Raw genomic sequence first — 25,553 nt, 5'->3', positions numbered from 1 at the left:
GAAGCTCATTCTGATCAGCAGAAACTAGCTCCGGGCATCGAAGGGGGTCAACGGGACCGTCGGGGTTGACAGTCCCGCACGGCGGCGGAGATTCTCCTTTTCGGAGAGCGATTCTGCAAAGCAGAGACAGCAGCGGCGGCATTCCGCGGCGGTTGGAGCGTGAAGCCACCATGACCGACCTGGCCACCCTCTTCGCGGACGTACGGCGGGGAATGATCCCGGCGCACATCTACAACGACGAGGAGATCCACCGGCTCGAACGGCAGCGGCTCTTCAGCCGTGCCTGGGTGTTCGTCGCGCACGAGTCGGAGATCCCGCACCCCGGCGACTACGTGGTGCGCCGCGTGATGGACGACTCGTTCATCGTCTCGCGCGGCGAGGACGGCACGGTGCGGGCGCTGTTCAACATGTGCCTGCACCGCGGCATGCAGGTGTGCCGGGCCGAGATGGGCAACGCCACGCACTTCCGCTGCCCTTACCACGGCTGGTCGTACCGCAACGACGGACGGCTCGTGGGCCTGCCCTTCCACCGGGACGCCTACGGCGGCGAGGCCGGCTTCCGCAAGAAGGGACAGACGCTGCTCCCGGCCCCGTCCCTCGGCACGTACAACGGCCTGGTCTTCATCAGCCTCGATCCCGAAGCACCGCCGCTCCGGGACCACTTGGGCGACTTCGCCTTCTATCTGGACTACTACACGCGGCAGTCGGAGAGCGGCATCGAGCTCCGCGGCCCCCAGCGCTGGCGGATCAAGGCCAACTGGAAGATCGGCGCGGAGAACTTCGCCGGCGACATGTACCACACGCCGCACACCCATACGAGCGTGGTCGAGATCGGGCTCTTCCGCGAGCCCAAGGCGGAGAAGCGCAAGGACGGCTGCACGTACTGGGCGGGCAACGGCGGCGGCACCACGTACAAGCTGCCGCCCGGCACGCTCGAGGAGAGGCTGCGCTACGTCGGCTATCCCGACGCCATGATCGAGCGGATGAAGCGCAGCTGGTCGGACGAGCAGCTCGGTCTGATCGGCCGCGACGGCTTCCTGATCTCCGCGGCCTCCGTCTTCCCCAACCTGAGCCTCGTGCACAACTGGCCGCGGGTGGAGGACTCCGAGGACGTGCTGCCGTTCATCTCGCTGCGCACCTGGCAGCCCGTGGGGCCGGACGAGACCGAGGTGCTGTCGTGGTTCGCCGTCGACGCGGAGGCGCCGGAGGAGTACAAGGCGCTGTCGTACAAGGCGTATCTGATGTGCTTCGGCAGCACCGGGATGTTCGAGCAGGACGACGTGGAGAACTGGGTCTCGCTGACCAGCACCGCCGCGGGCTCCATGGCCAGGCGGCTGCTGCTCAACAGCCGGATGGGGCTGCTGGAGGACGGCGGCCACGTGGTGCCGCCGCTGACGGCGGAGCAGTTCTCCGGGCCGGGCGAGGCGTATGTGGGGTACGGCGAGTACAACCAGCGCCATCTGCTCGACCGCTGGGCCGACCACCTGGAGACGCCGCCCGTGCCGGTGCGCCAGGTCCAGGTCAGCCACCCCGCCGGAGGCGAGGCGGTGGCCCGATGACGGCACGGGACACGCACGACGGCACGCGCTCGGGCACCGGTTCCGGCCCGGACCCAGGCCCGGGCCCGGGCACGGAGAGCAATGGCGGCGACGGCGGCACCGGCACCGAGGGCAGCGACGGCCGCAACTGCCGCTCGTACAGCGCCGATTCGCCGCTCGGCGGCCACGCCTCCACGCTCCAGCGGACCGGGCGGTCCCTGCCGTTCTCCGACGAACGCCACCTCCAGGCCCACCACTGGCTCGTCGAGGAGGCGTACACGCTCGACGCCCAGCGCTACGAGGACTGGCTGGCGCTGCTGACCGAGGACGTGCACTACATCATGCCGGTGCGCGTCACCACGGCCCGCGGCGCGGGCTACGACTCCTCGCCCGGCATGGCCCACTTCGACGAGAACAAGTACTCGCTGTCGCGGCGGGTGGCCCGGTTCGCCACCGAGCACGCGTGGACCGAGGATCCGCCGTCCCGGCTGCGGCACCACGTCGGCAACGTCCGTACTTTCGCGACCGCCGATCCCGCCCATCTCGTCGTCGACTCAGCCCTGTTGCTCTACCGCAGCCGCGGCGACGTACGGGAGCCCGCGGTGATCTCCGCGGGACGCGAGGACCTGCTGCGCCGCGCGCCCGGCGGCGAGGGGTGGCTGCTGGCCCGGCGCACGGTCCTGGCCGACGACTCGGTGCTGCGCACCCAGAATCTGGCGGTCTTCCTGTGACGGCGCGGCCGGAGGAGCGGGGCGAACCGATCGTGCTCGGCAACGAGTTCGCCGAGGTCCGCGTCTGCCGCATCGAGACCCGCAACGGCTCGCGGCTGCTGGTCGAATCGCCCAAGTCGGGCCATCGGATCACCCTGTGCCCGCTAGAAGTCGAGGCGCTGACCTGGCAGAACGCGGAGACGTTCTCGCGGATGCTCGGGAATCCCTCGGCACCGCTCTTCCCGTACGACGGGGACGGCACCGACGATACGGACGGCGTCGACGACGCGGGCGGCGTCGGCCATACGGACGGCACGGTCGGTACGGACGGCACGGTCGGCACGCATGACGACGGCCGCCGGGCCCCGGAAGGAGAGACATGACGGGCACGGGCGCCCCGGACACAGCTCCGGACACGGCTCCGGACACGGCCCCGGACACAGGCGCGCCCGCGGGCACCGGATGGCTGGCCGGAAAGCGCGCGCTCGTCGTCGGCGCGGGCTCCGGCATCGGCCGCGCCGTGCTCGACGCGTTCCACGGCGAGGGCGCGCGGGTGGCCGTGCTGGAGCGGGACGCGGAGAAGTGCGCGCGGCTCACCGACCGCATCCCGGGGCTGCCGGTGGTCACCGCGGACGCCACGACGCGGGAGGCGAACGAGGAGGCGGTCGCTGCGGCCGTGTCCGCCTTCGGCGGCCTGGACGTCCTGGTCAACTGCGTGGGCGTCTTCGACTTCTACCGGGGGCTGGCGGACCTGGACGCAGGGAGCGTCGACGACGCCTTCGACGAGATGTTCGCGGTCAACGTCAAGTCCCACATCCACTCGGTGAAGGCCGCGCTGCCGGCGTTGCGCGAGGGCCCCGCGCCGGGCGCGGTGGTGCTGACCGAGTCGGCCTCCTCGTACCGTCCCGGGCGCGGCGGGCTGCTGTACGTGTCGTCCAAGTTCGCCGTACGCGGGCTGGTGACCTCCCTCGCGCACGAACTCGCCCCGGACGTAAGGGTGAACGGCGTCGCACCGGGCGGCACCGTCGGCACCGATCTGCGCGGGCTCGACAGTCTCGGGCTGGGCGCCCACAGCCTGGGCGACGCCCCCGGCCGTGCCGCGGAGATCGCGGACAGGGTGCCGCTGCGGGTGGCGCTGTCGGGCGAGGACCACGCGTGGGGCTATGTGTTCCTCGCCTCCGACCGCTCCCGCGGGATCACCGGGGGCGTGGTGCACAGCGACGGCGGAGCCGGGGTGAAGGCGTGAGCGCAGCGCTGCCGCCCGAGCGGCCCCCGCGGAGTCCACAGGAGGAGGCGCCCGAGGCGGAGTCGCCGCCGTCCACCGCGCCGCCGCCGAGCCGTGAACTCTCCCCGCTGCGCTCCACGGTGGCCGGAGCCTGCCGCGTACTGGCCGCGCGCGGCCTGGCGGACGGGATCCTCGGGCACATCGCTCTCCGCGTCGACGAACGCCGCCTGCTGCTGCGGTGCCGCGGCCCGGAGGAGAGAGGCCTCGCGTACACGACCGCCGCCGACATCCGGCTCGTCGACCTCGACGGGCGGCCGGGAACGCCGCAGGAGCTGGCGGGAGGCTACCGCCCGCCGAACGAACTGCCCCTGCACACCGAGGTGTTGCGCACCCGGCCCGATGCCGTCGCCGTCTGCCACGCCCATCCGCCCGAGGTCGTCGCGGCCGACCTCGCCGGCATCGCCATCCGTCCCGTCGTAGGCGCCTTCGACATCCCGGGGGCGCGTCTCGCCGCGGGCGGGGTGCCCGTATATCCCCGGGGAGTGCTGATACGGGACCGGAGCCTGGCCGCGGAGATGGTCTCGGCCATGGGGGACCGTCCCGTCGTGCTGCTGCGCGCACACGGACTGACCAGCGCGGCGGCGAGCGTGGAGGAGGCCGTTCTCCAGGCGGTCAGCGTCGACCGCATCGCACGGCTCTCTCTCCGCGTCGTGGGCGCGGGCGGCGTGCTGCGCGATCTCCCGGAGCGCGACATGGCCGAACTGCCGGATCTGGGCGGGGCGTTCAACACCGCTACGGCATGGCGGCACGAGCTTGCACGACTGGCGGAATGAATGATTCCGGTCCGGCGGCTGCACGGGGCTTGACATGGCACGAGCGCAGTGAAGAGGGTGCTTCTGCGATGCAGAAAAGTCAGATCCAGTCCGCTCGTTGAACGCCCCGTGAGTCCGCTCGATGAGCCCGCTCGATGAGTCTTCTCGATGAGTCTTCTCAACGAGTCCCCTCGGTGGTCCCCTCACTGAGACGGCAATGACACAGCAATGACATGGCCCGGCTCGCGTCCGCCCGTACGGGCACTCCGTCCGGACGGGCACCACGCCGGCGGCCCAGCACGAGGCCGGAGGAAGCGGCATGTCCATCCACGTCATCGGAGTCGCGACGCTCGCGATCGTCTTCATCGTCGGCACGCTGCGTCCGGTCAACATCGGCGCGCTGGCGCTCGTCGCCACGTTCCTCATCGGAACGCTGGCGGTGCACGAGAGCCTGGACAAGATCCTCTCCGGCTTCCCGCCCGATCTGTTCGTACTGCTCGTGGGCGTGACCTATCTCTTCGGGCTCGCCTCCGCCAACGGCACGATCGAGTGGCTCATCGACCGGGCCGTACGGCTGCTGGGCGACCGGCCGCTGCTCGTGCCCTGGCTGATCTTCGTCTTCTCCGCCGTACCGACAACGGCCGGTGCGCTGGGTCCCGCCGGGGTGGCCATGCTCGCGCCGCTGTGCCTGCGGCTCGGAGCGCGGTACGGCATCGACAGGCGGATGTCCGCGCTGATGGTGATGCACGGCTCGTGCCTGGGCAACTTCTCGCCCCTCAACGGGCTCACCATCATCGTCCGCAAGGCCGCCGAGGCCAACGGGCTCCGGCTCTCGGGCGGCGAGCTCTTCTTCGGCAACGCCGCCTACAACATCGGCCTCGCCGTCATCATCTACCTCTGCTTCGGCGGCCGGCCCCTGTGGCGTACGCACCGCAAGGGTGCGGTCACGGTCGCGGCGGCGGACGGCGGCAGCGCGGTCTCCGCGCCGGTGCCCGAGGGCGCGGCGCTCGCGGGCGCGGGCGCGGGTACGAGTGCGGGTGCGGGTGCCGGTATGGGTGCGGGTGCGGATGCGGGCACACACGCGGCCGGGAGGAGCGCGGACGTCACGGCCGCCACCGGCGACATCGCCGGCGCCACGACCCCGGACGCGTCTCCGCCCCCGCCGGCGGGGACCGCGCCGGGCACCGCCACGGCCCCGGCCACAGCGACACCCACAGCCGCGACCGCGCCGCCGTCCGCGGCCACGCCGCCTCACGCACCGGCCCCATCCGCCACGGCCCTGCGTGCGGACCAGGTGATCACCCTCGTCGCCGTCGTGGGAGTGGCCGTCGGCGCCCTGGTGTTCGACGTCGAGATCGGCTTCCTCGCCCTCGTGGCCGCGGTGTTGCTGCACGTGGTCTTCCCCGGCCGGTTCGAGCAGGCCGACAAGCGCATCGTCTGGTCCGTCGTGCTGCTGATCTGCGGCGTCGTCACGCTCGTCGAGGCTCTTCAGCGTTACGGCACGGTCGAGGTGATCGGCAAGGGCATCGCGGATCTGGGCGCCCCGCTGCTGACGGCGCTGCTGCTCTGCCTGGTCGCGGCGGTCACCTCCGCGTTCGCCTCCAGCGCGGGGCTGCTCGGCGTGCTGATACCGCTCGCCGTGCCGTTCCTCGTACAGGGCGAAATCGGCGTCACGGCCGTGATCACCGCGCTGGCGATATCCGCGACCGTCGTGGACTCCACGCCCTTCTCGTCCGTCGGGGCGCTCACCCTCGCCAACGCGCCCGAGCACGAACGGCCCCAGCTCTTCCGCGTGATGCTCGTCTGGGGCCTGGCCATGGCGGTCACCGCACCGCCGCTCACCTGGCTCCTCTTCACGCTGCCGAGCGCGCATTGAGCGAACGCGCCACGATGATCGCGCCCCCGAGAACACCGCGGTCACCGCGAACCCCCGCGGTCACCGCGAATCCGCGATCCGCCGGAAGGACCCCCGTATGAGCAACGACGTCCGCGAACTCGTCGCCGCCTCCTCGCGCATCCTCGCGCAGGCGGGCCACGACGACCTCATCTGGGGCCACTCCTCGGCGCGGGACCCGGGCGGGCGCGGTGTGTGGATCAAGTCCGCGGAGTGGGGCCTGGACGAGGTCACCGCCGAGCGCGTGCACCTCGTCTCCCCCGAGGGGAAGGTGCTCGACGGCAGCGGCGTCGCGCACAGCGAATACCCCATCCACACCGAGATCATGGCGGCGCGGCCGGACGTCGGCGGCGTCGTGCACACGCATCCGCCGCACGCCGTCGCGCTCGCCGCCGCCGGGCAGCCGCTGCGGCCGGTCAGCCACGCCGCCAACTACTTCGTGCCGCCGGAGGTCCCGGCCTTCACGGAGACCGCCGACCTCGTGCTCACGCCCGCCCTCGGGCGCTCCGTCGCGCGCACCCTCGGCGACGCGCGTGCGGTCTTCCTCGTCAACCACGGCATCGTCGCCGTCGGCCCGACGCTCCAGCAGGCGACCGTCGCCGCCGTACTGCTCGAACGGGCCTGCGCACAGCAGCTGTTGACCGCCGCGGCGGGAGGAGAACCGTCGTGGTCGCCGCCGGAGGAGTCGCTGTCGAAGCGCGAGCACATCTACCACGACCGGGCGGTCTCGGCCGTCTGGGACCACCTGGTGCGGCGCCTGCCGGGCGCCGGCGAGCGCTGAGGGGGGGCGGCGTGGCACCTGTCTTCACCATGGCCTGCCAGTCGTACGACCGTATGGAGCCGCTGCGTTCGGGCAGGGTGACCGTCGGCGGCGCGGAGCTGAACTTCCTCGATCTGCCGGTCGAGGAGACGTTCTTCAGGATGCTCAAGTTCCGCGAGTTCGACATCGCGGAGATGTCCCTGTCGACGTATGTGCTGACCCTGGCGGAGGGCTCGCCCTTCGTCGCCGTGCCCGTCTTCCCGTCCCGCGCCTTCCGGCACAGCGCGGTGTACGTACGCGAGGACTCGCCCGTGACCGACCCGGCGCAGCTCGCGGGCGGCACCGTCGGCGTGCCCGAGTACCAGATCACCGCGGCGGTCTGGGTGCGCGGAATCCTCGCCGAGCACCACGGCCTCGGCGTCACGTCGGTGCGCTACCGCACCGGCGGCCTCGACGCCCCCGGCCGCGTCGAGAAGCTCGGACTGCGCCTGCCGCCCGACGTGGAGGTGCTGCCCATAGGCCCCGAGGAGACCCTGTCGCGGATGCTGCTGGACGGCTCGCTCGACGCCGTGCACAGCGCACGCAACCCCGGCCCCTTCAACGAGCCGGGGCACGGCGGCATCCGCCGTCTCTTCCCCGACCCGGAGGGCGTCGAGCGCCGCTACCACGAGCGCACCGGCATCTTCCCGATCATGCACACGCTGGTGATCCGCCGCGACGTATACGAGCAGCACAGGTGGCTGGCACGCGAACTGGTCAAGGCCTGCGGCCGCGCCAAGGACGAGGGCCTGGCCGGCATCGGCGAGACCGCGGCGCTGCGCTACGCGCTGCCCTGGCTGTGGGCCGAGGCCGAGCGGACCCGCGCGGCACTGGGCGACGACTGGTGGCCCTACGGATTCGAGCCGAACCGCACGACCCTGGAGACCTTCCTGCGCTACTCGTACGAACAGGGGCTGGCCGCACGCCGCTACGACGCCGAGGAGCTGTTCGCCCCCGAGACGCTGGCGGAGGTGGTGGTCTGACGATCGCCCCTCCGCGGCCCCCGAACCCCGTCGATTAGGGTTTCTGCTATGAAGAAATCTCCGGCTCCGGATCCCGGGTCCCCCTCGAGATCCCGGCCGCAGTACCCCATCGAGTCGGTCGACAACGCCATGCAGATCCTGCTGCTCCTGGGCGAGCGCAGCGAGCTGCGGCTCACGGAGGTGGCGAAGTACCTGGGGGTCGCCTCGTCGACGGCGCACCGGCTGCTCGCGATGCTCCAGTACCGCGGCTTCATCCGGCAGGACGCCCGCTCGAAGGCCTATGTGCCGGGTTCGGCGCTCACGGGCGTCGCCTTCTCGATCCTCCAGCGCTTCGACGTACGGCAGCAGTTGCGGCCGTTCCTGGAAGAGCTCAACCAGGAGACGGGCGAGACCGTTCACCTCGGGGTGCTGGACGGTGCGACCGTGCGCTTCATCGACGCCGTCGAGAGTCCGCGTGCCGTGCGCGTCGCCTCGCGCCTGGGCCGCTCGATGCCGGCCCACTGCACGTCGACGGGCAAGGCCATGCTCACGACGCTCTCCACCGCACAGCTCCACCTGCTCTACCCGGAAGAGGAACTCCCGGGCCTCACCGAGCACTCGGTGCGCAGCCGCAGCGATCTGGAGAAGGAGATCGCGGTGATCCGGCGCCGCGGGTACGCGACGAGTTCCGAGGAGAGCGAGGAGGGCGTCTCGTCCGTGGCGGTGGCCTTCCCCGGCGAAGTGCCGTCCATGCCACTGGCGTTCAACACCGCGGTCCCGCTGGGGAGGGTCAGCCGCACCGACGTCAAGCGCATAGGGGAACTGCTGCGCACCACCGTCGACCGGGCCTCGAAGATCATGCCGTGAGCGGCCCGGGTCAACCCGTGCGCGGCCCGGACTGGCCGGAACGCTCCTTGGCGGCCCGGCGCTCCGCCGACGTACGGCGTTCCAGGCCGTCGGAGGCGCGGGCGGTCCGCGCCTCGAAGTCGCTTACGGACAGCGGCTCTCCGGGCAGGGGCGTGTTCCCGGGACGTGCACGCAGGCCGTCGAGCATCAGGCCGAGCGCGCGCTCCGAGACGACGTCCGCGGCGTCGCCGGACGGGCCGCAGTCCTCACCGCCGCCGGAACCGCCACCGGAACCACCGCCGGAACCGCCTCCCGGACCGCCACCGGAACCACCGCCGTCCTGCCCGGCCCGACCACCCGCGTCCTCGTCCGCCTGACCGCCCGCGTCCTCCGCCGGTACCACCCGGCGGCGCAGCAAGAGCGAGAGCAGCGCGGCGACGTCGCCGCCCTCGACGTCCGGGCGCAGGGTCCCCTCGTCCTGGGCGGCCCGTACGACCTGGTCGAGCACGTCGAGCAGTTCGTCGCGGAAGCGTCCCGTCCCCGGGTCGTTCTTGATGACGCCCCGGGCGAGACTCGACTCGACGGCCAGCTGCACGCTCAGCTGCAACTCCCGGGAGCTGCGCAGCATCCGTACGAGCGCCTGCCACGCTCCGGGCTCCTCGGCGACGGCCGCACGCGACTCCTCCAGCACCCGCGCGAACGTGTCCTGGGCGACGGCGCGGATCAGCGACTCCCGGTCGGGGAAGCGGCGGTAGAGCGTGGCGACCCCGACCCCCGCCCGCCGGGCCACGTCCTCCATCGGTATGTGCGGCCCGCGGGCGGCGAAGGTCTCCTTGGCGGCGGCGAGGATCTTCCGGCGGTTGCGGAGCGCGTCGGCCCGCAGCGGCGCCTCCGCGGACGCGGCGCCCCTGCCGGGCACCGCGCCCTTGCCGGACGCGGCACGGGTCGCCGAACCGGAGGCCGAACCGGAGGCCGTACCGGTCGCCGTACCGGTACGCACGCCGCCGGCGTCTGCTTCCGTCTCCCCGCTCATGTCCCCGCCTTTCAAAGGAAGTTGGCCGATTCTTTCACCCTGGCGATGTGGACGAATTTCATCCACTTAACCTACGGTGAGAGACGCGTCGTTGAAGATCCACCACCGGAACCAACGCCACGGATCGGAGTCCCATGACGAGCGGTCGGCCCACGGTGACACTCCCCGCACAGCGCACCTGCCCCTTCTCTCCACCGGCGGAGTACGAGCGGATGCGCGAGGAAGCGCCCGTCTCCCGCGTCACCATGCCCGGCGGCGGCACCGCCTGGGCGCTGACCCGGCACGAGGACGTCCGCGCGATGCTCGCCGATCCGCGCTTCAGCTCCGACCGTACGAACCCGGGGTTCCCGGCGTTCACCGAGGGCCAGCAGCAGCTGGCGGCGCGTTTCCGCAAGACGCTGATCTCGATGGACCCGCCGGAGCACGGGCCCGCACGACGCATGGTCGTCGGCGAGTTCACCGTGCGGAGGATGGAGGCGCTGCGGCCGCGCATCCAGGAGATCGTGGACGAGCACGTGGACGCCATGCTGGCCGGGCCGCGCCCCGCCGACCTCGTGCGGGCGCTGTCGCTGCCGGTGCCGTCGCTGGTCATCTGCGAGCTGCTGGGCGTTCCGTACGCCGATCACGAGTTCTTCCAGGCGCGTTCGTCGCTGCTGCTGCGCCGTACGGAGCCGGTGCCCAGGCGGGAGCAGGCGCGCGACGAACTCCGCGCGTACCTCGACGAGTTGGTCACCGCGAAGGAGCAGGACCCGACGGACGACCTGCTGGGCAGGCAGGTGCTCAAGCAGCGCGAGACGGGCCTCGGCGACCACACGGACCTGGTGAGCCTCGCGGTGCTGCTGCTCATCGCCGGCCACGAGACGACGGCGAACATGATCTCGCTCGGCACGCTCGCGCTCCTCGAACACCCCGGCGAGCGGGCCAGGCTCGACGAGCAGCCGGAGTCGATTCCGGTCGCCGTCGAGGAGCTGCTGCGCTACTTCAGCATCGTCGACCTCGTCACCGCCCGGGTGGCGACCGCGGACGTGGAGATCGGCGGGGTTCTGATACGCGAGGGCGAGGGGGTGCTCGGCCTCGGCAACTCCGCCAACCACGACCCCGGCGTCTATCCACGGCCCGACGAGCTCGATCTCACCCGCGGCGACCGGCACCACGTCGCGTTCGGATACGGTGCACATCAGTGTCTCGGCCAGAACCTGGCCCGCATGGAGCTCCAGATGGTCTTCGGGACGCTCTTCCGCAGGATTCCGGACCTCCGTCTCGCCACGCCCGCGGAAGAGCTGCCCTTCAAGGACGACAGCAACATCTACGGGCTGTACGAGCTGCCGGTCACCTGGTGACGGGGACACACGCAGACCACGCAGACCCCGCAACGGCAGACCGGCCGGCGGCGGAGGCAGAAGCAGGAGAACGGGGAGGAGAGGGACGGATGCGCATCGTCGCGGACACCACTCGCTGTGTCGGAGCCGGCCAGTGCGTGCTCAGCGAGCCCGCGGTCTTCGACCAGGACGAGGTGGAGGGCACCGTCGTCGTACTGTCCGAGCAGCCCGGAGAGCCCGAACTGACGGGCGTGCGGGAGGCCGTGGACGTCTGCCCCAGCCAGGCGCTCTCGCTCACGGAGGAGTGAGCGGGACGCCAAGGGCACGCCGCGGCAGTGCGCGGCGTGCCCTTGGCGTGCGCCCGGCCGCCCGGCCGGGCCGACGGCCGCCCGTACCGCCGTCGGCCCGGGTGCCGGGTCAGCCCGACTGGCTGCTGTCCTTCAGCGCTCCCCAGCCGTGCCAGCGCTCGACCTCGATCCAGGCGCTGGTCCGGCTGCGGTCCCGCTGCGGATACTGCTTGCCCAGATAGTGCCGGGCGAGCCGGTCGATGTCGGACAGGCCCTCGTCGGCGCGGAGTTCGACGACCCGCCCGATGAGGCTGATGTGCGTGTACCAGTTCTCCTCGTCGAGCACGGTGAGCGTGACGCGCGGGTCGTTGCGCATGTGCTCCAGCCGCTTGCGGCCGTCGTCCATGTTGACCAGGACGCGGTCCTCGTCCCACAGGTACCAGGTCGCGGTGGACACGGGCTGGCCGTCCCGCCGCAAGGTCGTGACGACGGCCGGGTTGGCCTTCTTCAGCATCTCCACTGCGTCGCCGGGAAGCGGGGGTTTCGACATACGTGGCTCTCCTCGCCGTGTATCGCTTGCTGCTGCCTGCTGCCTGCTGCCTGCTGCCTGCTGCCTGCTGCCGCGGTCGTACGCGACGGATCACGCACGGGTCCCGCGGACGACGGGGCCCGTACGTTACGGGTGTTGCGTACCCGCGTGACGCGCACCCGGAAGCCCGCCGACACCCGGGCAGGCGCGTACCCGGCGGGGCGCCGCTCAGGCACCCGCGGGCATGCCGCGCACCGCGCACGTTCCGCCCGCCTTCCCGCCGCGCCCTCACAGCAGCACGACGGCCGTGGCGAGCACGAACGTGTACCACCACTCCACCACCCGCTGCGTGCCGTGGTCCTGCGCGGGCGTGCGCAGCAGCAGCACGCGGGCGGCCAACAGCAGGCTCAGCGACGCCAGTACGCCGTCTATGGCCACGGTCCACCAGTGGAATCCGGCCGGCGCCACCATCACGTAGTGCGTCACCGGCAGCAGCGCGACGAAGGTGACGGCGAAGTAGACACGGGACGGAAGGTCGCCGAGGACGATCGGCATGGTGCGCCGGTCCAGCGCCCGGTCGCCCTCGACGTCCCGTAGATCCTGTACGCCGATGATCAGGAACGTCATCGCGGACATGGTGAGTATCCAGTGCCACACGGCGGTGGTGACGGGCGTGACCATCTGCCAGGCGGGGGCGAGTTGGGAGACGACGCCCAGCGCTATGAGGAGGTTCTTGGCCAGCCAGTGACGGTGCCCTCCCCACGCGTAGTGGAGCATGAACAGCAGCTGCCACAGCAGCGCCCACTCCACGACCCCCAGCAGGAGTCCGGCCGCGGGGAAGAGGACGTGGACGGCGGCGAGACGGCGCTTCGCACCGCGCAGGCTGCTGTCGCCGGTGACGAGCGGCCGGAAGGGCTTGTTGAGGCGGTCCTCCTCCACGCCGGTGATCTGGTTGATGAGGCTGGAGCCGTAGATGAAGAGCCAGAAGTAGACGACGGCACCGGCGAGCGATAACGCAGTCTCGTACGGGGCGGGCCGTGCGTGCACGAGGGCTGCGGTGACGAAGCAGGAGGCGGGTACGACGGTCGACCACAGGTCGTTGCTGTTGAAGCGGTAGCTGATGAAGATCTCGCGCCACAGCAGGCGGGGCAGCCGGCGTGCGGTGCGGACGGCGGCCGCCGCACGGCCCCCGCTCCCCGCACCGCCCGCCCCGGGTCTCGCCGCCTCCTTGGCATCGGTGGTGGTCGTCGTCATCGGGCGTCCACCCCCGGGCCGTCGAACTGGTCGGCCAGCGCGGCCAGCCGTCGCCGGTGCGGGCTGGGCGGCAGCACTTCGAGGGCCTTGCGGCAGCGGTCCAGATAGGTGTCCGCCGTGTGCCGTGCGGCCGTCAACGCGCCGGTGGATTCGAGGAGTTCGTGCAGGCGCTCCTGGCGCAGCTCCTCGTCCGCACCGCCGTCGAGCAGCCGGGCGAGCAGGGCGCGGTCGGCGTCGCTGCCGTGCCGGTGGGCGAGGAGCAGCGGCAGCACGGGGCGGCCGTTGCGCAGGTCGCTGGTGCGGGACTTGCCCGCGGTGACGGAACGGGCGGCCGGGCGGGACGGGGCCGGCCCGGCGGACCCGGCGGGCTCAGCGGGCCCGGCGTACGGTGCCGACCCGGCGGGCTCGGCGGACCGGGCAGGCCCGGCGGACGGTGCAGGACCCGACCCGGCGGGCTCCGCGTACGGCAGCAGATCGTCCTGTATCTGGAAGGCGATGCCGAGCGTCTCCCCGAACTCCGTGAGCGCGTCGGTCTGTTCGGCGGTTCCGCCGGCCAGTACGGCCCCCGTGCGGCATGCCGCACGCAGCAGTGCCGCCGTCTTCAGCCGGGCCATCTCCAGATACGCCTCGGTGTCGTCGTGGAGCCTGCCGCTCAGGTCCAGCTCCAGTGTGGCGCCGCGGGTGATGGCCAGCCCGGCCTCGGCGATGACGGCGGTCGCGTCGGCGATCAGCCGGTCGGGGACGCCGCGCAGACGGCACTCCCCCAGCGTCTCGAACACCGCGAAGAAGAGGGCGTCGGCGCCGACGATCGCCCGCTCGACGCCGTAGCGGCAGTGCGTCGCCGCGCGCCCGCGCCGCACCTCGTCACCGTCGATGATGTCGTCGTGCACGAGGCTGCCGGCGTGCATCAGCTCGAACCCCGCGGCCACGGGCTCGACTTGCTCGGGCCGCCCGCCGACGGCCGCCGCCGACTCCAGCACCAGCACGGGCCGCAGCAGCTTGCCGGGCGGCAGCAGGGCCCAGCCGTGCTGTTCGTGCAGCGGGTCGCCGTGGCGCGGATCCAGCCACTCCTCAAGGCTTCTCCGCGCGGCGTCGCGCGGCCCGGTCCCACTTCGGGAGCCGGTGCCGGAGCCGGAGCCGGGTGGCCCGGCCGGGGTCTCCGGCCGCCGGGTGCGGCCGGATTCGCCGCAATGCCCGGTCGGCGGCGGTATGTCCGGGGTGTCCTGTCCTTCGTCGAGCATGGTCGTCGCGCCTTCCTGAAGAACCTCGGGGGTGGTGCTCCTGGCAGCTGCTACGTGTGGATGTGCAACGTTGCGGCGATCCGTACCGGGGCCTGGCGCGCGGCACTGCGCGTCCGGGCCCCTGCTCCCCTCCCCGTACGGTTCCGGCCGGCTACGGCGGCGGCCGGACGCGGACGGCGGTGCGGCTTTCCGCCCACCGCCCGCGCCGCTCCCCCTCGGTCACGTCAGCTCGCCGGCCGCCCCAGGCGTACCGGCAGCGTGGTGACGCTGTTGGAGAACATCGACGGCACCGGCTCAAGGGTGCCCGGTACGGCCCCCAGGATCATGTCCGGGTAGCGCGCGAAGAGTTCACGGAGCGCGATGGTGCCCTCCAGGCGGGCCAGCGGCGCTCCGAGGCACGCGTGCGCGCCGTGCCCGAAGGCGAGGTGGCGTGCCTGCTCGCGGGCGATGTCGAAGCTGCCCGCGTCCGGGCCGTGCTGCTGTGCGTCCCTGCCGACCGCGCTGTACGGGGCCATGATCGGGTCGCCCTTGGGGATGGTGATGCCGGCGACCTCGATGTCCTCCGTCGGATAGCGGAAGGGGAAGTTGCCGATGGGCGCCTCCCACCGCAGGGTCTCCTCGACGACCGCGGGCCACATGTCCTCCTCGCCCCTGGTGAGGGCGAGTTGGTCGGGGTGCGTGAGCAGGGCCCGTACGGCGTTGACGATGAGGCTGAGGGTGGTCTCGTGCCCGGCGGAGAGCATCACGAGGAGCGTGCCCACGAGTTCTTCCTGCGTGAGCGCGTCCGGCTCGGCCTCGCGGGCGGAGATCAGGGCGCTGGTGAGGTCGTCGCCGCGTTCCTTGCCGCGGAGTTCGACGACCCGGGCGAGCAGCTGGTAGACGGCGATCTGGTTGGCGCCGACGACCTCGGGCGAGAGGTCGCTGCGGAAGATCTTGTCCACCGCTTCGCGCAGTTCGGGACGCTCGTGGTCCGGGATGCCGAAGAGGTCGCTGATCACCTGCATCGGCACGGGGTAGGCGAAGTGCTTGCGCAGGTCGACGGTGCCGTCCTGGTCGGCGTGCGAGGGCAGCGCGTCCAGGAGGTTCGCGACGATCTCCTCCGTGCCGGGACGCAGGTCCTCCACACGGCGTGCCGTGAAGGTCTGGCTGACGAGCTTGCGCAGCCGGCGGTGCTCCGCGCCGTCCGCGGTGACCATGTTGGTGACCTTGACCATGCCGATCAGCGGCCAGTCGTCGGGGATCTCACCGCGCTCCATGGCACCCCAGTTGTGCCAGTCCTTGGAGATGCGCGGGTCCATCACGAGCTGGTTGAGCAGGTCGTGGCGCGTGACGCTCCACGCCTCGACGTCGCCCGGCAGCTGCACCCGGACCACCGGTCCCAGCCCGCGCAGTGTCGCGGCCTCTCCCTGGTGGTCGCGGCCGTACGGGTCGAGCGCGAGCGTCGGTACGCCGGATGTGGACGGTGCTTGTTCTGCCGTCATGCGGATTCTCCAGTCGGGCGGGCGGCTGCGGGCGTGGTGCGGATTTCGTGCGGTACGGCGAATGCGACGGGCAGCTGCGTCGGGCAGCGGGTCCACGGGCTGGGGTTCCAGCTGATCTCGCCGGGTGTGACGGTGAGCCGCAGACCGGGCAGCAGATGCAGCGCGGTGTCCACGGCGGTACGGGTGATCACGCGCGAGGTGTCCTGCGCCGGGCACATGTGCGGCCCGGCCGAATAGGCCATGTGCGCGCGGTTGTTGTGGGGGCGGGTGCCCTCGGGCGCGAGGGCCGGGTCCGAATTGGCCGCGGAGAGCCCGAGGATGAGGACGTCGCCGTGGCGGATGGCCTGGCCGCCGAGCTCGATGTCGCGCAGCGCGTACCGCGCGGGCATGTGCGTCATCGGCGGTTCGCGCCACAGCACCTCGTCGAGGGCGTCGTCCACGCCGAGCTGGCCGCTGCGCAGCCGGTCGTCGAAGGAGGTGTCCGTGATCATCCGGTAGAGCGTGTGGGCGATCCAGCAGGTGGTCGTCTCGTTCCCCGCGGAGATCATCACCACCATGGACTGGAGGACTTCGGGATCGTCCTGGAGGTTGGGGTGGTTCATCAGGGCGGTCGTCAGATCGTCCGTGGGGTTCGCCTGCCGCTCCCGCAGGGTGTCGAAGAGGATCTGCTCGAAGCTGCGGTTGCCGACCTGCGAGTCCGTCTGGCTGCTGAACAGCGCGATCAGCGCGGCACGCAGCTCGTGGCCCTGGCGGGTGTCGAGGCCGAAGAGGCTCGCGACGGCCAGCATGGGGACGTAGGCCGCGTAGTCGGCGACGAGGTCCGCGCGGCCCGACTGGGAGAAGTGGCCGATGAGTTCGCCACAGATCCGCTGCACCTGGCGGCGGAGCGCACGGTGGTTGATGCGTCCGACGCCGTCGTCCAGGGGCTGCCGCAGGCGCCTGTGCTCCTGCTGGTCGGCGCCGATGACGTTGGGCCGGTAGGCCATCATCGGCAGCAGCCCGGAGTCCGGCGAGACGATGCCGTCGTTGAGGTCCCGCCAGTTGCGGGCGTCGCGGGAGAAGAGGGCCTCGCGTTCGGTGATGATGCGCAGCTGGTCGACGCCCATCACCAGCCAGCCGGGCACGCCGGGCTCCAGCTCGACGGGCGCCACCGGGCCGTGCTGGAGGCGGAGTTGGTGGTAGATGCGGTGCGGGTCTCTGGACTGGGTGATCTCCGTGAGCGATACGAGCTTTTCTGAGCCGTATGTGCGCGGGGGTGCGGGTGTGGTCACGCGACCTTCTCCTGGGCCTTGATACGGGCGGCGTACTCGACGAGGGTGATCAGTGCCTCCGTCGACGAATGGCGGTTGCGGGCGTCGAGATGGATGAGCGGCGTCTCCGGGAGCAGATCGAGGGCGTCCCGCAGCTCGTCGTCCTCGTAGCGGGCCGAGTCCGGGAACTGGTTGATCGCGACGGCGAACGGAAGGCTGCGCAGGTCGAGTTGGTCGAGGATCTCGAAGCTGTCCTCGATCCTGCGGGTGTCGATGACGACCAGCAGGCCGATCGAGCCGATGACCAGACCCTCCCACAGGTCCCAGAAGCGCCGCTGCCCCGGCGTGCCGAAGAGGTAGAGGACCATTCGGGAGTTGAGGGTGATACGCCCGAAGTCCATGGCCACGGTCGTGGCCGACTTCCCCGAGAGACCGGAGAGGTCGTCGACCCCCGTACTGGCCTGGGTGATGGTCTCCTCCGTGCGCAGCGGGTCTATCTCGCTGACGCTTCCCACCAGCGTGGTCTTGCCGACCCCGAACGCGCCGACGACGAGGATCTTCAGTGCCTGGTCGACGGTCGGGGCCAGATAGCGCCCTTCAGGCGCTGAGTTGTCTGCGGAGTCCATCAAGTACCTCTTGGAGTATGTGCACGTCGGGAAGCTGCGCCTTCGGCACCTGGGAACGTGTGGTCAGGTATCCGGCTTCGATCAGGTCGCAGGCGAGGATCGTGACGACGCTGACCGACAGGCCCAGGTGCGCGGCGGACTCCGCCACCGAGAGTCTGTGGCGGCACATCCGCCACAGCATCCGTTCCTGCCGGCTCGCGGTCACCGGGAGACCACTGCCTTCGGGGTCGACGGTTTCGAGCAGCGTCTCCACGGCCAGCCGTTGACGAGGCCGGGCACGCCCGCGGGTCAGCACGTAGGGGCGTACAGGTCCCCTTCTCGGTCCTCTCGGTCCGGTCACGTTACCGAGCGCCTCCTCGGCGGACTGGACTGGTAGTCGCCGAACCGCTGGACCTGGAGCACCATCTGAGAGGCGATGACACCCGGATCGACCTTGTTGCTGGTGATCACCGCGAGCCTGGATCCGTCCCCCGCGCCCCGCAGGAAGAGGAAACCGCCCTTCCACTCGACCATGTGCTGCTTCAGCCCGCCCTCGCCGAAGCGCCCCGCCAGGCTGGTGCCCAGCGACTGGAGCCCGGCCGCCGCCGCGGCGAGCGTGTCGGCCTCGTCGACGCCGAGATCGCGGGTACGGGCGCGGACCAGACCGTCGGCGCTGAGTACCACCGCGTGCTGGACGCCGGGGACATCAGCTACGTCACTGAGCATCCAGGACTGGTCGTACGCGGCTGCTTCGTGACTCATCGGTCGTCGTCCCCCTGGGGCGAATCGGTTTCATCATCGGGCGAAGAGGTCCGGCCCCCCAGCACGAAGGAGCTCATGAAGGAAGCGGCGGCTTCCGGGTCTTCTTCGCTGTCCGCGCCGGTCTGCTGCGCTTCGACGGGAGCCGCGGAGGCGGTGTGCCGCGGCGAACGGCGCCTGGGCAGCCCCACGGCCGGGGACGGCTGGTCCGAGGGGGACGTCGCGGACTCGGACGGCTCGGACGCCCCGGACGGCTCGGACGCGAGCACGGACGCGGGGTCCGCGGCAGGCGCCGGATCGGAGGACGCGGAGGACGGCGCGGACGCGGAGGACTGCGCGGCGGCGGGCTTCCGGGACGGCAGGGACTCCGGCGCCACCCGGGACGGTGCGGCGAGGGGGCTCTCGTCGCGTTCCGCTCGCAGGGGCCGCTCTTCTTCGGCCGCCGGCCCGGCGGTGCCTTCCGGTACGGGCATCGTGTACACCGGGTCGATCGCTTCGAGGAGGTCCATGGGCACGAGCACGACGGCCCGGATGCCCCCGTACGGCGAACGTCCCAGGCTCACCCTGATGTTGAGCCGGCGTGCGATGTTCCCGACGACCGCCAGCCCGATCTGCGGGGTCTGAAGATCGCGGATGCTGGTGTCGCGCGGGCCCGCGACCAGTTCGAGGGCCTTCTGGAGACGGGCCTCGGTCATGCCCGTTCCGCGGTCGTCGATCTGGATGACCGCCCCCGACGGCACGGCCTCAAGCTGCGCTGTGACCTCCTTGCTCCTGGGGCTGTAGGTCGTCGCGTTGCCGAGGAGCTCGGCGACGAGGTGGATGAGCCATTCGGCCGCGAAGTCCTTGACGCCCAGGTCGGGTTCGCCGCCGATCACCACGCGCTGGTAGTCGGTGATCTGACCGCCCGCCGCACGGACGATGTCCGTGAGGGGAACCGTGTCCTGCCACTGCTGGCCGGTCCACGAGCCGCCGAGGATGCGCAGGCTCTGGGCGTGGTGGGCGAAGGTCGTCGCCAAGTGGTCGATCTCGATGCCGAGTTCGGGCAGTCCGGGCTCGGGGCGCTCGGTGAGGCCGCCGGCCTTCTCCTGGATCTGGAGACCGCCCGTCTGGAGCCGCTGTGCGAGGAAGACGATCGCGTGCTCACAGGCGTCCTGGACGTCGATGAGCTCTTCGTCCACCTCGTCGAGCGCGCTGGTGAGCACCTTCGCCGTCTGCGGACTCAGGCTGGGGAAGGAGGAGTCGGGCCTGCGCCGCTCCGTGAGCAGGGTCCGCAGATCGCGGGCCCAGGCCTCGACGGAGTCATGGAAGGCCTCGAACTGCGACTGCGACCACTGCTGCCACTGTTCCGTCAGGCGCGCCCTCTCCGAGGACACCTGGGCGTCGGCGGCGCGCTTGGTCTGCTCGGCCCGCTCCTCACTGCGGGCGGCGTTGTCTATGTCCTCACGGTGCATCCGCCACAGGTGGGGCAGGCAGGCCAGCAGCCCCACGGCCGCGACGGATCCGCTCGCCATCACGGCGGGGGACCGGGTCCACCAGCTGACCATCTGCGCGATGACCGCCACAGCGGCGAGTAAAAGGGCGGCGGGCCACACCGTCTGGCGTCTGAACCCCGACCGTCCGCTTAATGATTCGGTACTCAATAGTTGACCGCAGCTTTCACATATCGATGAGAAGTGGAGCCGGTTGACGACGCGTCAGTGTAGATGCAGTCACCCTGCGTGGGAAGCCGAAGAAGAAGGAACCTGAAGGCCTGCGACAAGTATCGGCAAGCAGTCCGTCCGTACTCTTTCCGAACGGCACTGACCTGGGCTTTCTCCGCGCCGCACGCATCACGCCATTTCGTTGACGCATCAATGGCCGACGGCCCGCACGCGCGCCTCCCGGGAACATCTTCCGGTCTCGTACGAAGTCTTCGCATTCCCCTTCGCCGCTGGTGAGCGGAAGGAACAGTGATGCCCGGCATTGGCCGCGAACGCACCGGGCACGGCTTATCCCAGCGACTTTGCCCGCAGGAATCCGCGCCCCAAAAGGAACAATTCTCCCCACCCCGCCGACAGCGGACCACCGAGAGAAACAAGAGGAAAGACAGAAACAGCGGAAACCTCGGATTAGCCCGGAACACACTTCGTTCAGGTCAGATCAGTCATAACAGGATCCGGACGGAAGACTCCGGAAGGTGGCCTGACGACCTGACGACCCGGGGGTTCTCCAACTCCGCTGCCGCGGCGGCTGATTCGGCCTCCGTCGAAGGTGCGGGACAGGCCCCTGCTCCGCTTGACACCCCCGGCTCCGGAGGCGGGCGCACCGCCCGCGGGGGGCGGAAGCCCGGGCAGTCCTCATGACGGCGCCCGGCGGCTCATGCGGTCCGCCGGGCGCACGCCGTGGTGCTGCGTCTCAACGCCCCATGCGCAGGCCCTGCTTCGCGGCGCCCCTGCTGAGGACCGACTCGCGGATGGTGCGGAACGCCTCGGCCCGTCCGGCGCCCGCGTCACGGGCGTTCTCCTGGCTGAGGTCGACGACGCTGATGCGCGGCGAGGTCTGGACGAAGAACGGAACGAACTCCGCCTTCTTCACGGTCCATTCGCCCTGCCGTCCGCGGTTCCCCGCGCGCTTGCCGGACTTCGCGTCGCGGTGCGCCGCGGTCCCGGCCGCCGCCGGCTTTCCGCCCTCGGGCGGCACGAAGGTGAACCGGGCCGCCGAACTCATCGAGCCGCGCGGGTCGTCCATCTTCCCGGCGAGCTGGTCGCCCATCCCGTAGACGACCCATGTGCCGTTGACCTTCTCGTACGGCTGCGGCACGTGCGCGTGCGTGCCGATGATGAGGTCGATGTCCTTGCGCCCGCTGCGGTCGCGGGAGCCGGTGAGCTTCTTCGCCAGCTTCTTCTGCCTGCTGTCGGGCGTCTGTTGCCACTCGGTGCCCCAGTGCATGCTGGTCACCACGATGTCGGCACCGGCACGCCGCGCCGCGCGCGCGTCCGCGATGATCCGGTCCGGGTCCATGAGGTTGACCGCCCAGCGCTTGTTCTTCGGCACGGGTATGCCGTTCGTGCCGTAGGTGTAGGCGAGTTGGGCGACCTTCGCGCCGCCGGCCTTCATCATCGTCGTACGGCCGTGTGCGCGGGCGGAGGCGGCGGACCCGGCGTGCTTGAGCCCCGCGCGGTCCATGGCGGTGATGGTGCGGCGTACGCCGTCGACGCCGTCGTCCATGGAGTGGTTCGAGGCGGACGAACAGCTCTCGTAGCCGGTGTCCTTGAGGGCCGAGGCGACGTCCGGGGGCGTCTTGAAGGCCGGGTATCCGGTGAAGGGGCCGCCGGAGCGGCCGTAGACGGTCTCCATGTGGCATATCGCCAAGTCGGCGCCGGACGCGAGGGACTTGGCGCCGGCGAGCATCTTGCGGAAGTCGTAGCCGGAGCCGGCCGCGTCGGTGCGGGCCTGGCGTATCACCGAGTCGTGGGAGAGGACGTCGCCCGTGGCGACCAGGGTGAACGGCCGCTGTGCGGACGCCGCGGACGCCTCGCTCTTCGCAGCGGCGTCGTCGCGGCGCTCGTCGCGCTGCCCGTGTACGTACCGGCCGCCGCAGCCTGCGACGGTCCCCAGCAGCAGCGTCGTGGCGGCGACGACGGCGGCCTGACGTATGTACGTGCTCATGGTGGGCTCTCGCTTTCTCAGGGAAAGTCGACAAACCCAGATATATGGGGCATCACCGCACGTCGCGCGATGTCACGTCCATACGGCCCAGCCCGTCCGCCCGCCCGGCCCTCGCGGCGGCCTGCCCGGCCGGGGACGGGGCCGACGGACATACGGAGATCCACGAGTCCCGGAGATTCACCCGGGACCGGGCACGGCACGGAGCCGGAAGCCGCGGGCGCGGCGCGGGACCGGAGGCCGCGGGCGCGGCGCGGGACCGGAGGCCGCGGGCGCGGCGCGGGACCGGAGGCCGGGGCAGCCGGGAGCACCGCGGCGGTTGCGGCGGGGGAGCGGGCGCGCGAGCGCCCTACCTCTTGCGGCCGACGCCCCCGTACATCGCCACCTCCGGCGCGTCCAGCAGCTCACCCGGCAGCCAGCGCGAGCACGGCACCACCCCGGGCTCCAGCAGCTCCAGCCCGTCGAAGTAGCGCTCGACCTGCGCGGGGGTGCGCTGGGTGAGCTTCGGCGTCCCGTTGGCGTTCCAGAAGGCGACGGCCTTGTCCACGTCGGGCATCGCGGGGGAGGTGACGGTGTGGGAGAGGGCGAGGAGGCTGCCGGAGGGCAGGCCGTCCATGAGCCGGCGCACCAGTCCGTACGAGTCCTCGTCGTCCTCGATGAAGATGACCACGCCGAGCAGGATCAGCGCCACGGGACGGCTGAAGTCGAGGGTCTCCGCGGCCCGTTCGAGGATGCGGCCGGGATCGCGCAGGTCGCAGTCGAGATAGGCGGTCCTGCCCTCGGGTGTGCTGGTGAGCAGCGCCTGCGCGTGTACGAGCACGATCGGGTCGTTGTCCACGTACACGATGCGGCTCCCGGGCGCCGCCCGCTGGGCCACTTCGTGCGTGTTGTCGGCGGTCGGCAGGCCCGTGCCGATGTCGAGGAACTGCCGCACGCCGAGCTCGCCCGCCATGTGCGCGACCGCGTGTCCGAGGAACCGCCGGTCGGCGCGGGCGTATTCGCCGATGCCCGGGTGAAGTCGGCGGATCTGGTCGCCGGTTCTCCGGTCGACCTCGTAGTTGTCCCTGCCGCCCAGCCAGTAGTTCCACACCCGCGCGGTGTGCGGGACGGACGTGTCGATCCTCTGCTGTACGTCCTCGGCCGTACGGCGCTCCGGTCCGTCGATGCTCACTGTGACCCCCTGCCCTGCCGCTGCCCTGCCGGACGGACGGCGCGGGCCGCGCCCCCGGCGGGCACCGCCTCACGCCGTGCGCGCGGATGTACGCCGACATTAGCCGCTCCGAACCGCGGACTGCGATGGCCGGGTGAGCCCCAAGTCGCAAGCGGCACAAGGGAGTCGGGGAATCAGGGCCGGGCGGCACGGGAGCGCCGCAAAGGACGTGCGCCACCGGCCGCTCCACTGCCCGCAACCCTGTCGTTACCGCAGCACTCCTGACGCACTACGCGCGTTGACCGTAGGCTGCCAGCGCTCGCGCAGTCCAGGAAGGGGACCCTCGATGACCGTGAAACCTCAACGGCGCAGACGCCTGAGCCGGTTGACCACCGGCGCCGCCGCGCTGGCCGCCGCAGTCGGCGTGCTCGCCGCGGCGCTGCCCGCCGGCGCGGAGAGCGGCGCCGCCGCCCGCGACGGGCAGGGCAAGGGGCAGCACGCCCAAGGACGCACGGTCGACGTGCAGTTGCTGTCCTTCAACGACTTCCACGGCAACCTCGAGCCGCCCGCCGGGTCCTCCGGCGAGGTGTCACGGCAGAAGCCGGACGGCTCCACGGAGAAGGTGGCCGCGGGCGGTGCCGAGTATCTGGCGACGTCCCTGCGCAAGGCCCGTAAGAAGAGCCCGTACACCGTCACCGCCGCCGCGGGCGACCTGGTCGGCGCGAGCCCTCTGATCTCCGGGCTCTTCCACGACGAGCCCACCATCGAGGCGTTCAACAAGATGGACCTGGACGTCGCGGGCGTCGGCAACCACGAGTTCGACGAGGGCCGCGAGGAGCTGAAGCGCCTACAGGACGGCGGCTGTCACCCCAAGGACGGCTGCTCCGAGGACGGCAAGGTCTTCAAGGGCTCCGACTTCCCCTACCTCGCCGCGAACGTGACGGACGAGAAGACCGGGCGCCCGATCCTCAAGCCGTACACGGTCTGGAAGAAGAAGGGCGTGAAGATCGGCTTCATCGGCGTCACGCTCGAAGGCACCCCGGACATCGTGAGCGAAGAGGGCGTCAAGGGGCTGAAGTTCCACGACGAGATCAAGACCGTCGACAAGTACGCCAAGAAGCTCGACAAGATGGGCGTGAAGTCCATCGTCGCGCTCATCCACGAGGGCGGCCTGCCCGCGAAGCCCGAGTACAACTACGACTGCGACAGCCCCGGCAACGGCGACGGCCTCTCCGGCCCGATCACCGACATCGCCAAGGGCATCAGCCCCAAGGTGGACGCGCTGGTCACCGGCCACACCCACGAGGCCTACGCGTGCACGATCCCGGACCCCTCGGGCCACGCGCGCACCGTCACCTCGGCCTCGTCCTTCGGCAAGCTCTACACGGACACCACGCTGACCTACGACCGCCGCAGCGGCGACATCGTCCGTACGAAGGTGAAGAGCGCCAACCACGTCGTCAGCCGCAAGCAGACCAAGGCCAAGGACATGACGGCGCTCGTCCAGCACTGGGGCAAGCTGGCCGAGCCCGTGGCCAACAGGCCGATCGGCTACATCTCCGACGACATCGACGGCCGCGGCGCCGAGACCCCCGAGTCGCCGCTGGGCGACGTGATCGGCGACGCCCAGCTGGAGTTCATGAAGCCCGAGGACAAGGGCGGCGCCCAGCTCGCCCTGATGAACCCCGGAGGCATCCGCTCCGACCTCGTCTACAAGGCCTCGGAGGAGGAGGGCGACGGCGTAGTGACGTACGGCGAGGGCTTCAACGTGCAGCCGTTCACCAACATGATGGCGGCGATCGACCTCACCGGTAAGCAGCTGATCACCGCTCTCCAGCAGCAGGTCAGCGGGGCGAACGAGAAGTCCCCGAAGATCCTCCAGGTCTCCGGCGGCTTCGGCTACAAGCTCGACATGTCCAAGTCCGGCAAGGACCGGGTCGTGGCGGACTCGGTGAAGCTGGACGGCAAGGCGCTCGACCCGGACAAGACGTACCGGGTCGCGATGAACGAGTTCCTGGCGGGCGGCGGCGACGGCTTCCCCGTCTTCAAGGACGGCAAGGACAAGCTCGTCGGCAAGTCCGATCTGGAGGCGCTGGAGGCGTACTTCAAGGAGCACTCCTCGAAGTCCGACCCGCTGAAGCCGCCGAAGGCGGACCGCATCGAGGTCGTCGGGAAGTAACGCGCACCGGCCGCCTGCGTGCGGCGCGTGCGCAC

24 protein-coding genes are annotated in these 25,553 nt (G+C 71.1%); 12 read left to right on the top strand and 12 right to left on the bottom strand.

Features of this window, described 5'->3' with window-relative positions; genetic code table 11:
* Positions 1-170 precede the first annotated feature (170 nt).
* The 9 genes from HCC61_RS16800 to HCC61_RS16760 all read left to right on the top strand — a co-directional run bounded on the left by HCC61_RS16800 (position 171) and on the right by HCC61_RS16760 (position 8,807).
* Complete coding sequence (locus HCC61_RS16800) at positions 171-1,559, top strand: Rieske 2Fe-2S domain-containing protein (protein WP_169136260.1); 1,389 nt, start codon at positions 171-173, stop codon at positions 1,557-1,559.
* On the top strand, positions 1,556-2,269 hold the full coding sequence (locus tag HCC61_RS16795) for a 3-phenylpropionate/cinnamic acid dioxygenase subunit beta (RefSeq protein WP_169136259.1): 714 nt from the start codon (positions 1,556-1,558) through the stop codon (positions 2,267-2,269). The genes HCC61_RS16800 and HCC61_RS16795 overlap by 4 nt, the downstream gene beginning before the upstream one ends.
* Positions 2,266-2,631, top strand: coding sequence for a hypothetical protein (locus HCC61_RS16790; protein ID WP_206322589.1), 366 nt, complete (start codon positions 2,266-2,268; stop codon positions 2,629-2,631). Before HCC61_RS16795 ends, HCC61_RS16790 begins: the two co-directional genes overlap by 4 nt.
* Complete coding sequence (hcaB, locus tag HCC61_RS16785) at positions 2,628-3,494, top strand: 3-(cis-5,6-dihydroxycyclohexa-1,3-dien-1-yl)propanoate dehydrogenase (protein ID WP_169136258.1); 867 nt, start codon at positions 2,628-2,630, stop codon at positions 3,492-3,494. The genes HCC61_RS16790 and hcaB overlap by 4 nt, the downstream gene beginning before the upstream one ends.
* The gene (locus tag HCC61_RS16780) at positions 3,491-4,306 is read left to right on the top strand and encodes a class II aldolase/adducin family protein (protein ID WP_346777238.1); all 816 of its coding nucleotides are present in this window, start codon (positions 3,491-3,493) and stop codon (positions 4,304-4,306) included. Before hcaB ends, HCC61_RS16780 begins: the two co-directional genes overlap by 4 nt.
* Positions 4,307-4,604: 298 nt before the next feature.
* Positions 4,605-6,161: an SLC13 family permease gene (locus tag HCC61_RS16775; protein WP_169136257.1), complete on the top strand. Its 1,557-nt coding sequence runs from the start codon at positions 4,605-4,607 to the stop codon at positions 6,159-6,161.
* 97 nt (positions 6,162-6,258) lie between these two features.
* Complete coding sequence (locus tag HCC61_RS16770; protein ID WP_169136256.1) at positions 6,259-6,960, top strand: class II aldolase/adducin family protein; 702 nt, start codon at positions 6,259-6,261, stop codon at positions 6,958-6,960.
* A gap of 11 nt (positions 6,961-6,971) precedes the next feature.
* A complete protein-coding gene (locus HCC61_RS16765) occupies positions 6,972-7,961 on the top strand; it encodes an ABC transporter substrate-binding protein (RefSeq protein WP_346777237.1) in 990 nt (329 codons plus the stop codon).
* 48 nt (positions 7,962-8,009) lie between these two features.
* Positions 8,010-8,807 (top strand): IclR family transcriptional regulator, encoded by a 798-nt coding sequence (locus tag HCC61_RS16760; protein WP_169136255.1) that lies wholly within the window; start codon positions 8,010-8,012, stop codon positions 8,805-8,807.
* A gap of 10 nt (positions 8,808-8,817) precedes the next feature.
* On the opposite strand, the gene HCC61_RS31235 is transcribed toward HCC61_RS16760, so the two are convergent.
* Positions 8,818-9,819 (bottom strand): TetR/AcrR family transcriptional regulator, encoded by a 1,002-nt coding sequence (locus tag HCC61_RS31235; RefSeq protein WP_169136254.1) that lies wholly within the window; start codon positions 9,817-9,819, stop codon positions 8,818-8,820.
* A 134-nt stretch (positions 9,820-9,953) separates the two neighbouring features.
* Between HCC61_RS31235 and HCC61_RS16750 the strand changes: the two genes are divergently transcribed.
* A complete protein-coding gene (locus HCC61_RS16750; RefSeq protein WP_169136253.1) occupies positions 9,954-11,159 on the top strand; it encodes a cytochrome P450 in 1,206 nt (401 codons plus the stop codon).
* Positions 11,160-11,248: 89 nt separating this feature from the next.
* On the top strand, positions 11,249-11,446 hold the full coding sequence (locus HCC61_RS16745; protein WP_169136252.1) for a ferredoxin: 198 nt from the start codon (positions 11,249-11,251) through the stop codon (positions 11,444-11,446).
* A 109-nt stretch (positions 11,447-11,555) separates the two neighbouring features.
* Here the strand turns inward: HCC61_RS16745 and HCC61_RS16740 are convergent, their stop codons facing one another.
* The 11 genes from HCC61_RS16740 to HCC61_RS16690 form a co-directional block, all read right to left on the bottom strand.
* A complete protein-coding gene (locus tag HCC61_RS16740; protein WP_169136251.1) occupies positions 11,556-11,975 on the bottom strand; it encodes a PPOX class F420-dependent oxidoreductase in 420 nt (139 codons plus the stop codon).
* A gap of 267 nt (positions 11,976-12,242) precedes the next feature.
* Positions 12,243-13,208, bottom strand: a complete 966-nt coding sequence (locus HCC61_RS16735) for a UbiA family prenyltransferase (protein WP_169136250.1) — start codon at positions 13,206-13,208, stop codon at positions 12,243-12,245.
* A complete protein-coding gene (locus HCC61_RS16730; RefSeq protein WP_169136249.1) occupies positions 13,205-14,449 on the bottom strand; it encodes a polyprenyl synthetase family protein in 1,245 nt (414 codons plus the stop codon). The genes HCC61_RS16735 and HCC61_RS16730 overlap by 4 nt, the downstream gene beginning before the upstream one ends.
* A gap of 224 nt (positions 14,450-14,673) precedes the next feature.
* Complete coding sequence (locus tag HCC61_RS16725) at positions 14,674-15,930, bottom strand: cytochrome P450 (protein WP_169136248.1); 1,257 nt, start codon at positions 15,928-15,930, stop codon at positions 14,674-14,676.
* On the bottom strand, positions 15,927-17,141 hold the full coding sequence (locus HCC61_RS16720; RefSeq protein ID WP_169136418.1) for a cytochrome P450: 1,215 nt from the start codon (positions 17,139-17,141) through the stop codon (positions 15,927-15,929). Before HCC61_RS16720 ends, HCC61_RS16725 begins: the two co-directional genes overlap by 4 nt.
* 56 nt (positions 17,142-17,197) lie before the next feature.
* A complete protein-coding gene (locus tag HCC61_RS16715) occupies positions 17,198-17,806 on the bottom strand; it encodes an ATP/GTP-binding protein (RefSeq protein WP_169136247.1) in 609 nt (202 codons plus the stop codon).
* On the bottom strand, positions 17,778-18,146 hold the full coding sequence (locus HCC61_RS16710) for a DUF742 domain-containing protein (RefSeq protein WP_169136246.1): 369 nt from the start codon (positions 18,144-18,146) through the stop codon (positions 17,778-17,780). Before HCC61_RS16710 ends, HCC61_RS16715 begins: the two co-directional genes overlap by 29 nt.
* Complete coding sequence (locus HCC61_RS16705) at positions 18,143-18,547, bottom strand: roadblock/LC7 domain-containing protein (protein ID WP_206322588.1); 405 nt, start codon at positions 18,545-18,547, stop codon at positions 18,143-18,145. The genes HCC61_RS16710 and HCC61_RS16705 overlap by 4 nt, the downstream gene beginning before the upstream one ends.
* Positions 18,544-20,106: an ATP-binding protein gene (locus HCC61_RS16700; RefSeq protein ID WP_169136245.1), complete on the bottom strand. Its 1,563-nt coding sequence runs from the start codon at positions 20,104-20,106 to the stop codon at positions 18,544-18,546. The genes HCC61_RS16705 and HCC61_RS16700 overlap by 4 nt, the downstream gene beginning before the upstream one ends.
* An 832-nt stretch (positions 20,107-20,938) precedes the next feature.
* Positions 20,939-22,192 carry a CapA family protein gene (locus tag HCC61_RS16695; RefSeq protein ID WP_169136244.1) on the bottom strand — a complete coding sequence of 418 codons (1,254 nt, stop codon included), beginning with the start codon at positions 22,190-22,192 and terminating at the stop codon, positions 20,939-20,941.
* 346 nt (positions 22,193-22,538) lie between these two features.
* A complete protein-coding gene (locus tag HCC61_RS16690) occupies positions 22,539-23,360 on the bottom strand; it encodes an SAM-dependent methyltransferase (RefSeq protein WP_169136243.1) in 822 nt (273 codons plus the stop codon).
* Positions 23,361-23,685: 325 nt separating this feature from the next.
* Here HCC61_RS16690 and HCC61_RS16685 point away from each other — a divergent pair, with 325 nt between their 5' ends.
* Complete coding sequence (locus tag HCC61_RS16685) at positions 23,686-25,518, top strand: bifunctional metallophosphatase/5'-nucleotidase (protein WP_169136242.1); 1,833 nt, start codon at positions 23,686-23,688, stop codon at positions 25,516-25,518.
* Positions 25,519-25,553 lie beyond the last annotated feature (35 nt).

It is taken from the genome of Streptomyces sp. HNM0575, assembly GCF_012726265.1.
Taxonomy (GTDB): domain Bacteria; phylum Actinomycetota; class Actinomycetes; order Streptomycetales; family Streptomycetaceae; genus Streptomyces.
Note: the sequence above shows the minus strand (reverse complement) of the source record. Positions and strands in the feature narration are given on the sequence as shown.

Bases quoted from the DNA above. Each gene is read 5' to 3' on its own strand.
- HCC61_RS16800 (WP_169136260.1), top strand. From the start codon at position 171: ATGACCGACCTGGCCACCCTCTTCGCGGACGTACGGCGGGGAATGATC.
- HCC61_RS16795 (WP_169136259.1), top strand. From the start codon at position 1,556: ATGACGGCACGGGACACGCACGACGGCACGCGCTCGGGCACCGGTTCC.
- hcaB (WP_169136258.1), top strand. From the start codon at position 2,628: ATGACGGGCACGGGCGCCCCGGACACAGCTCCGGACACGGCTCCGGAC.
- HCC61_RS16775 (WP_169136257.1), top strand. From the start codon at position 4,605: ATGTCCATCCACGTCATCGGAGTCGCGACGCTCGCGATCGTCTTCATC.
- HCC61_RS16770 (WP_169136256.1), top strand. From the start codon at position 6,259: ATGAGCAACGACGTCCGCGAACTCGTCGCCGCCTCCTCGCGCATCCTC.
- HCC61_RS16760 (WP_169136255.1), top strand. From the start codon at position 8,010: ATGAAGAAATCTCCGGCTCCGGATCCCGGGTCCCCCTCGAGATCCCGG.
- HCC61_RS31235 (WP_169136254.1), bottom strand. From the start codon at position 9,819: ATGAGCGGGGAGACGGAAGCAGACGCCGGCGGCGTGCGTACCGGTACG.
- HCC61_RS16750 (WP_169136253.1), top strand. From the start codon at position 9,954: ATGACGAGCGGTCGGCCCACGGTGACACTCCCCGCACAGCGCACCTGC.
- HCC61_RS16745 (WP_169136252.1), top strand. From the start codon at position 11,249: ATGCGCATCGTCGCGGACACCACTCGCTGTGTCGGAGCCGGCCAGTGC.
- HCC61_RS16740 (WP_169136251.1), bottom strand. From the start codon at position 11,975: ATGTCGAAACCCCCGCTTCCCGGCGACGCAGTGGAGATGCTGAAGAAG.
- HCC61_RS16735 (WP_169136250.1), bottom strand. From the start codon at position 13,208: ATGACGACGACCACCACCGATGCCAAGGAGGCGGCGAGACCCGGGGCG.
- HCC61_RS16730 (WP_169136249.1), bottom strand. From the start codon at position 14,449: ATGCTCGACGAAGGACAGGACACCCCGGACATACCGCCGCCGACCGGG.
- HCC61_RS16725 (WP_169136248.1), bottom strand. From the start codon at position 15,930: ATGACGGCAGAACAAGCACCGTCCACATCCGGCGTACCGACGCTCGCG.
- HCC61_RS16715 (WP_169136247.1), bottom strand. From the start codon at position 17,806: ATGGACTCCGCAGACAACTCAGCGCCTGAAGGGCGCTATCTGGCCCCG.
- HCC61_RS16705 (WP_206322588.1), bottom strand. From the start codon at position 18,547: ATGAGTCACGAAGCAGCCGCGTACGACCAGTCCTGGATGCTCAGTGAC.
- HCC61_RS16695 (WP_169136244.1), bottom strand. From the start codon at position 22,192: ATGAGCACGTACATACGTCAGGCCGCCGTCGTCGCCGCCACGACGCTG.
- HCC61_RS16685 (WP_169136242.1), top strand. From the start codon at position 23,686: ATGACCGTGAAACCTCAACGGCGCAGACGCCTGAGCCGGTTGACCACC.